The 11578-nt window shown below is 64.9% G+C and carries 13 protein-coding genes; 8 read left to right on the forward strand and 5 right to left on the reverse strand.

Annotated elements, in window-relative coordinates; all coding sequences use genetic code 11:
- Positions 1 to 276: 276 nt before the first annotated feature.
- From NOG11_RS02595 to NOG11_RS02605, 3 genes are all read left to right on the forward strand, one after another.
- Positions 277 to 996, forward strand: coding sequence for a CPBP family intramembrane glutamic endopeptidase, BDIM_20840 family (locus NOG11_RS02595; RefSeq protein ID WP_256618070.1), 720 nt, complete (start codon positions 277 to 279; stop codon positions 994 to 996).
- Between the two features lie 81 nt (positions 997 to 1077).
- Positions 1078 to 1461 (forward strand): BlaI/MecI/CopY family transcriptional regulator, encoded by a 384-nt coding sequence (locus NOG11_RS02600; protein WP_256618071.1) that lies wholly within the window; start codon positions 1078 to 1080, stop codon positions 1459 to 1461.
- Positions 1462 to 1463: 2 nt separating this feature from the next.
- Positions 1464 to 2795: a M23/M56 family metallopeptidase gene (locus NOG11_RS02605; protein ID WP_256618072.1), complete on the forward strand. Its 1332-nt coding sequence runs from the start codon at positions 1464 to 1466 to the stop codon at positions 2793 to 2795.
- Between the two features lie 215 nt (positions 2796 to 3010).
- Here the strand turns inward: NOG11_RS02605 and hisI are convergent, their stop codons facing one another.
- The 4 genes from hisI to folE form a co-directional block, all read right to left on the reverse strand.
- Positions 3011 to 3400, reverse strand: coding sequence for a phosphoribosyl-AMP cyclohydrolase (gene hisI, locus NOG11_RS02610; RefSeq protein WP_256618073.1), 390 nt, complete (start codon positions 3398 to 3400; stop codon positions 3011 to 3013).
- A gap of 545 nt (positions 3401 to 3945) precedes the next feature.
- The gene (locus NOG11_RS02615; RefSeq protein ID WP_256618074.1) at positions 3946 to 5322 is read right to left on the reverse strand and encodes an amidohydrolase family protein; all 1377 of its coding nucleotides are present in this window, start codon (positions 5320 to 5322) and stop codon (positions 3946 to 3948) included.
- Positions 5323 to 5429: 107 nt separating this feature from the next.
- Positions 5430 to 6242 (reverse strand): CPBP family intramembrane glutamic endopeptidase, encoded by an 813-nt coding sequence (locus NOG11_RS02620; protein WP_256618075.1) that lies wholly within the window; start codon positions 6240 to 6242, stop codon positions 5430 to 5432.
- 216 nt (positions 6243 to 6458) lie between these two features.
- Positions 6459 to 7088, reverse strand: coding sequence for a GTP cyclohydrolase I FolE (folE, locus tag NOG11_RS02625; protein ID WP_256618076.1), 630 nt, complete (start codon positions 7086 to 7088; stop codon positions 6459 to 6461).
- A 169-nt stretch (positions 7089 to 7257) separates the two neighbouring features.
- Between folE and cysS the strand changes: the two genes are divergently transcribed.
- Positions 7258 to 8628 carry a cysteine--tRNA ligase gene (gene cysS, locus NOG11_RS02630; protein WP_256618077.1) on the forward strand — a complete coding sequence of 457 codons (1371 nt, stop codon included), beginning with the start codon at positions 7258 to 7260 and terminating at the stop codon, positions 8626 to 8628.
- 174 nt (positions 8629 to 8802) lie between these two features.
- On the opposite strand, the gene NOG11_RS02635 is transcribed toward cysS, so the two are convergent.
- Complete coding sequence (locus NOG11_RS02635; RefSeq protein WP_256618078.1) at positions 8803 to 8949, reverse strand: hypothetical protein; 147 nt, start codon at positions 8947 to 8949, stop codon at positions 8803 to 8805.
- 240 nt (positions 8950 to 9189) lie between these two features.
- Between NOG11_RS02635 and NOG11_RS02640 the strand changes: the two genes are divergently transcribed.
- From NOG11_RS02640 to NOG11_RS02655, 4 genes are read left to right on the forward strand one after another with little or no spacing between them, the layout of a single operon-like run.
- Entirely contained in the window at positions 9190 to 10059 is an 870-nt protein-coding gene (locus NOG11_RS02640; protein ID WP_256618079.1) for a DMT family transporter, read from the forward strand.
- Between the two features lie 19 nt (positions 10060 to 10078).
- Complete coding sequence (locus NOG11_RS02645) at positions 10079 to 10513, forward strand: iron-sulfur cluster assembly scaffold protein (protein ID WP_256618080.1); 435 nt, start codon at positions 10079 to 10081, stop codon at positions 10511 to 10513.
- Between the two features lies 1 nt (position 10514).
- On the forward strand, positions 10515 to 10859 hold the full coding sequence (gene yidD / locus NOG11_RS02650) for a membrane protein insertion efficiency factor YidD (protein ID WP_256618081.1): 345 nt from the start codon (positions 10515 to 10517) through the stop codon (positions 10857 to 10859).
- Positions 10860 to 10910: 51 nt separating this feature from the next.
- Positions 10911 to 11525, forward strand: coding sequence for a DUF6151 family protein (locus tag NOG11_RS02655; protein ID WP_256618082.1), 615 nt, complete (start codon positions 10911 to 10913; stop codon positions 11523 to 11525).
- Positions 11526 to 11578 lie beyond the last annotated feature (53 nt).

Genomic DNA, 11578 nt, shown 5'->3' on the forward strand with positions numbered 1-11578 from the left:
CTAAGCTGCGACCCGGCGCCGCCTCTACCTCTCCCTCCGGGAGAGGTCGAAGGCTGCATAAACAGGCTTCGGGTGAGGCCTTTCTTTGCACTCAGCTCAGCCCACCTCTCGCCCTCACTCGACATCGAAGATGTTGATCTCTCCCAAGGGGAGCGATGAGCTAGCGATGCTGGTGAAAGAGGACTGCGTGTACCACCGTCTGAAACTCACCCACTAGCCGCTCTTGAACGGCGTTCCCGAACCCTTACCTGCCCGTAAGGTCAGGGAGAACCGGTCATGTCGCAAGCTCTCGCGGACGGGCTGTCCACATCCGCTCTCTATGCGGGTTTCATCCTCGTGCTGGGCCTTCTCTTCGGGCTGACCCAGCGGCAGAGCTTCAAGCTGCCGTGGCTTCTGGCGGCGGCGGCCTTCTTTTTTGTCTCGGACATGGTCTTGTCGCGCTTCTACGGTCTGGTTCCGAACCCTGAATGGGCGAGCTGGAACTGGACCGGGAAGGGGCTCTCCCTCGCACTCGCCCTAGCCGTGACGGCGCTGCCGGTGATCGGCTTCCGCCGCGCGGGGATCACCTTCAAGCAGGACAAGGGGTCGTTATGGGCCTGGGGCGTATTCGCCGTCCTAGCCGTTACGCTTGGCTATGTCGCCCTCGTCGACGGCTATGTCGAGCCGGACTTCGAGACCCGCCTTTTTCAGTGGACCATGCCCGGCCTCGACGAGGAGCTGGTCTATCGCGGCGTGCTGCTCCTGATGCTGAACGAAGCCCTGCGCGGGCGGATGCAGATCCTCGGCGCCCCCATGGGCTGGGCGGCGGTGATTACCTCGCTCCTCTTCGGTCTGATCCACACCGTCTCGTTCGATAACGGAGCACTGGAGTACGGCCTCCCGGTCAGCCAGACCATCGGCGCCTTCATCCTCGTTTGGATGCGGGAGAAGACAGGCAGCGTGGTGCTGCCGGTCCTTGCGCATAACTACGTCAACGGCATCTTCCTGATGATCTAGCTCCGGACCCAAGCTCACAATCCTGTTGACGCCGGGACGCATCTATGTGACAAGTGTCGCGCAGGTGCGGCGGAGATTTTAGTGCAGTCCGATCCTTCCGAAACGGAGCTACGGCTTCTGAAAGTGTTGTGGCCGGAGGGCCGCCTCAGCGCGCGTGAGATCCACGACGCTGCCGCAGTCGATACCGGCTGGTCCTTCTCGACCACACGCAAGACGCTGGAGCGGATGGAGGCCAAGGGTCTCATTGCCGCCGAGCCGCTTCACGGCATAAAGACTTTCGTCCCCCTACGTAGCAAGCTCGATGTGGTGGGAGGCTTGGTCACCCGGTTCGCCCGCAACGTGCTCGATCTCGACGGCCCGCTGCCCGCCGCCGCCTTCACCGGCAGCCGCCTCCTTGATGAGGGGGAGGCGGAGGAGCTCGAACAGCTACTTCGTGATCTGAGCGAAGGCGAGGGGGACGCCTAGCCATGCTTACTCTTCCTGCCCTGACCGTCTGGCTGGTCCTTCCGCTTCTGTTCACTTTCGCCATCGAGGCAGCGAGAGGGCGGATGAGCGGTGCTCCGCTATCGGATCGTTCGGAGAAGGCGCTGCTTCTTCTCTATCTTCTTCCCATCCCCCTCGGCGCTGCGCTATGGCACCTCGCGCCGGCGCTGCCCGAGTTCGGCGGTCTGGCCCTACCGGTGGAGCCCAGGCTCGATGATCCGGGGTCGGCGGACCACGAGCACGGTGCTGGCTCACCCTATCCTTCGTGGCCGCAACTGATCACCGTAGGGGTGCTCTCGGTCGTGGCTCTTGGGGCCTGCCTTGGTCTTGCTAGGTTCGTCCTCCGCATCGCTCATCTCACGAAGATCGAGCGCACAGCCGTGCCTGTCCAAGGCGTAGCCGATGCCTACGAGGCGCCCTCTCTGTCCGTGCCGCTGCTCGGACCGAGCGGGCGTATCCTCCTGCCCGCCGGGTTCTCGCAGATGTTCGCCAGCGAAGAGCTGTCCATGGTGCTGCAACACGAACGAGCGCACCGGCGGCGCGGTGACCACCGCCTCTATCTGCTGCTGGGGCTCTTGGATGCGCTGTGCTGGTGCCATCCGGCGGTCCGCCTGCAGACCATCCGCTGCCGCCTTGCCGCGGAGATGGCGTGCGACCGCGAAGCCTGCGGCAGTCGAAACGGAGAGCGCCGCCGCTACGCAGCCCTCGTCCTCAAGATCCTCAACGCCGCCGGAAGCGCACGGCCATGCGCCCCGGCGGTCTTTTCACCTCGAACCCAAGGAGAGTTCCATATGAGGCTGACCCACATCATGCGCCCCCAACGGCCGCGCCGCAAGGGAGGGTTGATCGCGATCGCGGCGACGCTCACTGCGGTCTCTACCGCCGGGCAGTTCGCCCTGGCGGAAGGCAGCAGCGCAAGTTTCTCGGTCGCCCCGGTCGCCGAGGGTAGGGTGACCAGCACCTACGGCATTCGTGCCGATCCGTGGACGAAGGAACAAACCCGCCACCACGGCCTCGACATTGCCGCCCCCCTGGGCACCCCTGTTCGCGCACCGGCGGCGGGCCAGGTGACGCGAGCACGGGAGATGGGCGCTTACGGTAACGTCCTGGAAGTCACCCATGAGGGCGGCATCGTTACCCGCTATGCGCAGCTCGATGGCTTCGAGGCAAATGTCGGCGACCGGGTAAGGGCAGGGCAGACCATTGCAAGGCTCGGCAGCTCGGGCCGCTCCACCGGCCCCCACCTCCACCTCGAAGTGTTCGTGGACGGAGAAAGGGTCGATCCTGCGACGGTGGTGAAACTGCCTGGTCGCTGAGCATCTATCTGAAGCCTGGAGCGCCATCCGGTAGCTCCAGGCATAGCGCCGAGAAGCCCTTTAACGAGCCGATAGCTCATCGTTGCCGGTAGGCAGCGGCGACTTGTGTGAGTCCGATCCAAGGCTCGACTACGTTCGGTCCAGTTTGGCCGGGTCGAGTTCAAAGATACCTCATGCCACGTCGAGCGTGTCCATGCACAGCGCAAGACAGAGTTTCACGAGGACTTAGCTGCCGACAATCGTCCGTCCTGCGTCACTTCACGGTAGAAGCAGGTCTCTCGCCCAGTATGGCAGGCGGCACCTTTCTGCTCGACTTCATAGATGAGCGTATCCTGATCACAGTCGGTCAGCACACGGCGCACCTTCTGCGTATGACCTGAGGTCGCACCCTTGTGCCAGAGCTCGCCGCGGGAGCGCGACCAGTAGTGGGCTTCGCCAGTGGAGAGGGTCAGGTCGATAGCCTCGCGGTTCGCCCACGCGACCATCAGCACCCGGCCCGTGCCCACTTCTTGAGTGACCACCGGCAGTAGCCCGGCCTCGTTGAAGCGAGGGGTGAAGGTCGATGTCTCTTCGATAGTAGCGTTGCGTCGACCAGTGCTCGTCATAGCATCTTATAGAGGTACTACGTCAAACTTGGACGAAGTCCGTGAGTTTGACGATCTTTGTATCGAGAAGAACAAAACTGCTTGTTCTCCTCGCGTACACAGAACTTAGTTAGGGCTCAGAGTTTCGGACTGCTGCCTTGTGGCACGTTGATTGCCGAAATCGACCGAATCCTGCGCTTTGCGTGCGATCTCGTCCCACTCACTCTGCTTACGACATGTCTTCTCGCGGCGAATACGCGTTCCGGTTACCCGATCTCCCTTACAAACGACGGGGTCTTTGGCTTCTACGACATCGCTTGTTCCGGGAACCGGTGCGGTGGCTTCGGCAGTTTGCGTTCCGCTTGCGACGGGACCCGCTGTCTCCGTAGCCGCGCAAGCGAGAAGAAAGGATAGGGCACCGAGTGCCATGAGTTTACTGAGCATAGAAATTCTCCTGCCTACCGGTTAACTCTCTACGAGTTAAGCTAACGACGATCAAGCACCTACCACAATTGTCGTGCTAAAACCGGCGTTCGTCGCAAACCGGCTCAGTTTTGTCTGCGGGACTACTTATCGCTTGAAAACGCTTCTTCGTTCACCTGACCGCCCTGCTTGTAGAGCGTGCCGCCTTTCATCACGAGGTCCACGTTCTGCAGCACGTTCATGTGTTTGAGGACGTCGCCGCGCACGGCGATGATGTCGGCCTTCTTGCCTGCCGAGACCGTGCCGAGCTCGTCCTCGACGCCCATGAGGACGGCCGGCCAGTAGACGGCGGCGCGTATTACGTCCATGGGCGGCAGCTCCATGATCCGTACCATGACGTCCATCTCGTTCCAGGTGGACTGGCAGTGAAACTTCATGGGGATGCCGCTATCGGTGCCGACCATGAAGACCACACCTGCCTCGCGAAGCTGGCTGATCTTGTTCTTGAGGGTGGGTTTGCGCAGCGGCGTCAGGCGGGTGTAGCCGAGCTGGCCCGGCTGTTCGATCGAGGCTTGAATGTCCTCGATGGTATCATCCTCGAGGCCGCGTTTCCAGCAGGGGTCGTCAAGCTTCTCGGGGTTCGCCACCGTGCCGTCGAAGTTCCAGAGGCCCTCCACAGTGGGTGTCCAGAACAACGGTCCGCCTGCGACCCTACCCGTGGCCGTGCGCTCTTTCAGCGCTTCAATGATATCGTCCGGGTAGCCCGGCGCTGTGGTCAGCCCAGTATGCTCGAAATTGTCGACGCCGATCTCGAGGCCGACCCTGATCTCGTCCGGGCGGTGGGAGTGCGCGACCACGATCATGCCTCTCGCATGAGCCTGGTCCACGATGGCCTCGGCTACCTCCCGGTCCATCTTGTCCTGGTCGACCAGCTTGACGATCACCATCCCGGCTTCGTCGAGGCGCCTCACTTTGCGCTTGGCATCGGCCACATCGGTGACGGCCCAACGGTAGCCTTTCTGCCAGTCCTCGACTTCCGCCTGGAGGAAGGGGCCGGACATGAAGAGCCGAGGCCCGGCGCGCTCGCCGTTCTCGATGGCGTTAAGCAGCGAGCGCGAGGCCTCGAGCGGTGCACCGAGATCGCGGGCCGAGGTGACGCCCGCCAGAAGAAGCTGCTCGGCGGAGGCAGGCATGATCTCGCCCGCGAAGCGGTCCTCGTACTCGCGCTGCCAGTGAGGGTAGTCCGCATGCCCCGTCAGCATCAGGTGGGCGTGGCTCTCCCAGAGGCCGGGCATCACGTCCATGCCTTCGGTAGAGATGACCTCGTAGCCCTCGGGCACCTCGAGACTGTCGGTACGTCCCACACGGACGATGGTGTCGCCCTCGATCAGGATGACGCTGTCGGGGATCGGCGCATGGCCGAAGCCGTCGATCAACCGTCCGCCGACGAGGGCTTTCTTGTCCTGCGCCAAGGCAGGGGCGAGGAGAAGCAGCGCGAAAAGGAGGGGCAGCAGGCGCATTGGGGTCTCCAGCGGAACTAGCGCCAAGAGAGCACCGGGTATCCCCTACGCCAAGTCCCGTAGCTGCTGAAAGGGCAAGGAGCAAAACGACATGGCAGGGGGTAGCATTAAGCTGCCGCGGCCTTTCGAACCGCCAGAACGGTGACCCTCAGGGCGTAGATGTCGTAGAGGAAATGGGCGAGGGCCACGGCTAGAAGGCTGCCGCTGAGGGCGTAGGCGGTGCCCAGATAGACGCCGATCAGCGCGCTGATCAGCATGTAGCCGAGCCTAGGTCCGTGGACGACGCCGAAGATCAGGGACGTGCCTACGATCCCGAAGACCGTGCCGATCTGCCCAGTGAGCCAGGTCTGGAGCACGCCGCGGAACAGAAGCTCCTCACCGAAGCCTGCGCCGAAGCTGATGAGGATGATGGGCAGCCATCCAAAATCGACGCCCTTCTGGGTGAAGTCCGCAATCTGCTGATCCCTGAACCGCTGCAGGAAGGGCAGGGGCGCCGCCATGATGACGACCAGAAGCAGGATGAGCGGCACGGTGAGGAGAACGCCGAGCACCAGACCCTCGACCGACGGGGTGAGCTGACCGAGGAGACCGGCGTCCATCGCGTCGCCCAGAATAAAGGCGAACACCGCCATGCTTCCCGATGACAGCAGCCCCGCCAGGACGAACTCGCGCGGCCCCATGACACGAGGCTTGGCCGCTTCGGCAGCCTTCGCGTCTTTCAGCACGAAAGGCAGCAGAAAACCGAGAAGAAAGCCGCTGGCGAAAAGGATGAGGATGAGGGGTAGGTCGCTGAGCGAGGGGAGGGAAAGCCCCGCCTCACGCTCGGCCAGCGCGTTGCCGATCACCGCGCCGATGGCTGCGAGTAGCCCGATGACCAGACCTGTCCGCGCGTTGCGAAAAAGGCTCTGTTTCGCGCTCATCCCATAGACCACCTCTTACAAAAGCGTCTGTATTTTAAAAAAACGCAGGCTGCCCCCTCCGCCCTTCGGGCACCTCCCCCACCAGTGGGGGAGGAAAGCAGAACCAGCGATAGCTCTCTATCTCGCTCCCCCTCTAGAGGGGGAGCTGCCGGCAGGCGGAGGGGGAGGGGCCACCAGCGCCTACCGTCTCCGTCTGTTTGCCTATCGCTCCAAGCCCTACTTCCCGCAGAGGCGCAAGAAGCGCTCCTCCATATTCGGGTCGTTCTTGAAGGCGCCGGTGAAGCGGGTGGTCACCGTGTCGACGCCGTGCTTGTGCACGCCGCGGGTGGACATGCACTGGTGCTCCGCTTCGATCATCACGGCGACGCCTTGAGGCTTCAGCACCTTCTGAAGGGTGTCGGCGATCTGCGCCGTCATCTTCTCCTGCACCTGCATCCGCTTGCCGTAGATATCGACGAGGCGGGCCAGCTTGGAGATGCCGATGACCCGCTTGTCCGGCAGATAGGCGATGTGGGCACGGCCGATGATCGGCGCCATGTGGTGCTCGCAGGTGCTCTCCACGCGAATGTCCTTGAGGAGCACGAGGTCGTCATAGCCCTCCACCTCCTCGAAGACGCGGGCCAGCACGGCTTCCGGATCGATGCGGTAGCCGCCGAACCACTCTTCGTAGGCCTTGGCCACGCGTTTCGGGGTGTCGAGCAGCCCCTCGCGGGTCGGATCGTCTCCTGCCCAGCGGATCAGCGTCCGCACGGCCTCCTCCGCCTCATGGCGGGAGGGGCGGCTGGAGACGTGGGTGTTCTCGTCGTGGCTGGGGGCCACGGCTTCGTCGTAGGCAATGACGCTCATGGAAGGTCTGTCCTATCGTTCGGGGGCCACGAAGGGCACCGAGTTAGGCCGCACTTTTCCCTCACTCCCGGAGTGGGCGGCACCGATTTAACATGAGTATTCTGGTCAGGATTGCAAATGCCCCGCCCGCGGCGTTGCGTCCCGGTCACGGGAGCGGCAGAGGGAGCCGATGAGCACCAAGGTCCAAATCACCGAGACGTTTAGGGGGGAGAAAGTCCCTTTCGAGCCAGCCGATCCTAGCTCCGTGACGGTCTATTGCTGCGGCCCCACCGTCTACTCGGCGCCGCATATCGGCAATGCGCGGGCGGGGGTGGTGGCCGACCAGATGGTGCGGCTGCTGCGCGAGGTCTATGGGGCGGAAGCAGTCACCTATGCCCGCAACCTCACCGATATCGACGACAAGATCATCAAGGCGGCGAACGAGCGCGGCGTTGGCATCGAGGTGATCACGGCGGAGGCAACCAAGGCCTATCTCGCCGACCTCGACGCGCTGGGCTGCACCAGGCCCGACCTCATGCCCCGCGCCACAGAGCATATCGCCGAGATGCAGGCAATGGTCTCGCGGCTCCTGGCGTCGGGCCATGCCTATGAGGCGGAGGGGCACGTCCTCTTCGCGACGGACAGGTTCGAGGACTATGGCGGCCTCTCGCGCCTGGACCGGGACGCCATCATCGCCGGTGCCCGCGTTGAGGTCGCGCCGTATAAGCGCGACGCCGCCGACTTCGTCCTGTGGAAGCCCGCCAAGGAGGGCGAGCCCGGCTGGGATGCCGCCCCTGGCTGGCAGACCAAGGGCAAGGGCCGCCCAGGCTGGCACCTCGAATGCTCGGCCATGATCGAGGCGCAGCTCGGCGGGCCGATCGACCTCCACCTAGGCGGCCTCGACCTGCGCTTCCCCCACCACGAGAACGAGATCGCCCAGTCCTGCTGCGCCTCGGACATGGGCGGTGTGCCCTTGGCCCGGCACTGGATGCATAACGGCATGCTGCGCATGGGGGAGGACAAGATGTCCAAGTCCCTCGGCAACATCGTCACCCCAGGCGAGCTTCTGGCGGACTGGCACGGCGAGGTGATCCGCATGGCGCTTCTCTCAGCCCAGTACCGCCAGCCGCTGGAGTGGTCGGAGGAGCTCTTGGCTTCGTCCAAGGCGCAGCTCGACAAGTTCTACCGCGCGGCGGGCGATGTGGAGCCCGGAGAGGTGCCCGAAGGTGTTCTTGCGGCACTGAAGGACGACCTCAATACACCGCAGGCCTTCGCCGCGCTGCACGAGCTTCGCGAGGCGGCGCAGGGCGGCAGCGCTGAAGCCAAGGCGGCCTTGCTGGCGGGGGGGCAGCTCCTCGGCCTTCTACGCGAGACCGAGGAGGCATGGTTCAAGGGCGGCGCCTCGGACGACGACGCCCGCATCGACGCGCTCCTCTCCGAACGGGCCGAGGCAAGGAAGGCAAAGGACTTCGCTCGCGCCGATGCCATCCGCGACCAGCTCAACTCCGAAGGCATCATCTTCGAGGACGGACCCGAGGGGACGACCTGGCGGCGGGGTTGAGTTGGGGACGGCTGCGCCTTTGGCTCTCACAAGCGCAAGTGGCCCCCTCCGCCCTTCGGGCACCTCCCCCACCAGTGGGGGAGGGAAGCAGCACCAGCGTTCGCTCTCTACTTCGCTCCCCCTCCCGAGGGGGAGCTGCCGGCAGGCTGAGGGGGAGGGGGCAAGAGACGAAGCTTAGTGCTTCGCCCCCCTCAGCGGTCCGGTACTGAACCCGCTTCCCGAGCGGAAGCTGCTGCGGGTGCGTTTGGGCAGGGGGTGGAGCATCCCCGGCATGGGGGAGGGGGGCAGGGTGACGGGCACGCTGGTCGGGGTGTGGTCCATGACAGTTCTTCACCGCCGGATCCGTGAACCGGCTCAGAGCTTCGGACGAAGGGTCCGGGCGCCACGGTGCGTCATCCCGAAATGTGCGCTTTTCCACCCCGCCTTGCAAAGGGAAAAGCGCGTTTCCTGCGCGACCTTTCGCCGACCACTGTCCCGCCTCACCGTGCTTGGATGTAACATCCTCCTCCACCGTGCGAAGAGGGGGGCAGGGCTGCTGCTGCGCGAAGGGCGAGGCCGATCATGTTCAGCCGTCAGGCTCTCTTCACCCTCCTGGCGCTCGTCGCCTTCGCCGCGAACTCGGTGCTGGCAAGGCTCGCTTTGGCGGACGGTTCCATCGACCCGCTGGGCTTCACCGCGCTGCGTATCGCGGCGGGCGGGCTGGTCCTCCTACCTTTTCTGCGCCGGGGCAGCGGCCCGTTGTTTCCGCGCTCGCCGGAGAAGCTGCGCGGTGCGGCGGCGCTGCTGATCTATGCAGGCGGGTTCTCCCTCGCCTATCTCAGCCTCACCGCGGCCACCGGCGCGCTGATCCTGTTCGGGGCGGTGCAGGCGACCATGTTCGGCGCAGCCCTCATGAGGGGTGAGCGGCCGGGCCTCTTCGGCTGGCTCGGCCTGATGGTCGCCGGGGCGGGGCTGGTCTGGCTCCTGGCGCCGGGGGTGTCGGCGCCAGACCCGTTGGGCGCGGCGCTGATGACCGTCAGCGGCCTCGCCTGGGGCGGCTACACGCTACTGGGCAAGGGTGCGACCGACCCCGCCGGGACCACCGCCCGCAACTTCGCGCTGGCCAGCCTTCCGGCGCTCGTGGTTCTCGCGGTCAAGGCCAGCACGTCAGGCTTTGGCGAGTGGACGGGCGAGGGCATCGCCCTCGCGCTGCTCTCGGGAGCGCTTGCGTCCGGCGCAGGCTACCTCGTCTGGTACGCCGCGCTCAGAAGCCTCGGCACGGTCCAGGCCTCGGTCGCGCAGCTTTCCGTGCCGGTGCTCGCGGCCCTTGGCGGCGCCGCGCTGATCGCCGAGCCGATCACCCTGAAACTGACGCTGTCCTCGGCCCTAGTCCTCGGCGGTATCGGGCTGACCCTCGTCAGGGGCGAGCGGAGAGCTTCCGTTCGCGCTTGAGGCGGACTATCTGACCAGAATGGACGATCTCTACACAGGCCGCCTGCTCGAAGCCGCCGGGAACCTGCCCGCCGCCTCGCGCCTCGATGCACCCTCGGGCACGGGCAGACGCAGTTCCAAGGTCTGCGGGTCCGAGGTGGAGGTGGACCTTCTCGTCGAGAACGGCGTGGTCGTGGACCATGCGCTGAGGGTGAAGGCCTGCGCTTTGGGCCAGGCATCCACGTCGCTTCTCTCCGAAACCTTGAACGGCTCGAGCGCCGATGAGCTGCGCGCGCTCCAGCCCGTCATGGAGGCCATGCTGCGCCAGGACGGCCCCCCGCCAGGGGGACGGTTCGCGCCTCTCGCCGCGCTGCAGCCGATCGAGGCCTATCCGGCCCGGCATGCTTCGACGCTATTGATTTTCGGCGCGGTGGTGGACGCCTTGGACGAGGCAGAGGCGAAGAGTGCAGCGTAAGATGTCCCCTCTCTCGGCATCGAAGATGCCGGTCTCTCCCCAGGGAGAGACGGAAACCTCTCCTTCGGGAGAGGTCCAAACTGCGAGGCAGTTTGGGGAGAGGGGCTTAGCAACCACCGCCGCCCGCACGGCCATCCTCGCCTACCGCTACAGCTTCAGCCCCTTCCTCCACCTCTGCGGCGTCCGCTGCCGCCACGAGCCCACCTGCTCGGCCTACGCGCTGGAGGCCTACGCTAAGCATCCGCCGGTCAGAGCCACCGCCTTGACGGCAAAACGGGTGCTGAACTGCAGACCTGGGGGCACGTGGGGCTACGACCCAGTACCTGAGCCTGCAGCCGCACGTTGAGCTGCGCTGCCCCCTGGCATAGCTCATCGAGGAGCTTCGAGGAGAACGGACATGCATATCGACCTATCCTGCGCCTGCGGCCAGGTGACAGGACGCATCGAGAACGCCGATCCCGAGAAGGCGAGCCTCGCCACCTGCTACTGCACCGACTGCCAGGCGTTCTCCGAAGCGCTGGGCAAGGCGGACACGGCACTCAACGACAAGGGCGGCACCACCATCTACCAGACCCTGCCCTCCAGGCTGAAGCTCCTCAGCGGCCGTGACCAGCTCAAGATCATGCGGGTGACCGAGAAGCAGGCCTATCGCTGGTATGCAGGCTGCTGCGATACTCCTCTGGTCTTCACGGCCCCTACCCCGTCCGTGCCGATCCTCGGCGTCAACGTGCGCAACTTCCGCGAAGGAGCCGAAGCGGCCTACCCCCCTTTCGCCGGAGCGCTGTTCAAACAGGAGGCCTGGGGCGAGGTGGATGAGAAGAAGGCGAGCTTTCCAAAACTCGCCTTCGCCGCCCTGGCCCGCGCTTTCGGTGCCAAGCTGCGCGGCGAGAAGGGACCGCACCCTCTCTTCGGCCCGAACGGTGAGCACCCCGAGCCCAAACTCCTGACGCAGGAGGAGCGGGAGGCAGTCGACCGGCGGCTCGAAGCCAGGAAGACGCAAGCCGCGGCTTGACGTCAGGGAAAGCCCCGGCGCACACAGTGCCCTCCAACGACAACGAAGTTCGG

The sequence above is a fragment of the Parvularcula maris genome (genome assembly GCF_024505085.1).
Taxonomy (GTDB): Bacteria; Pseudomonadota; Alphaproteobacteria; order Caulobacterales; family Parvularculaceae; genus Parvularcula; species Parvularcula maris.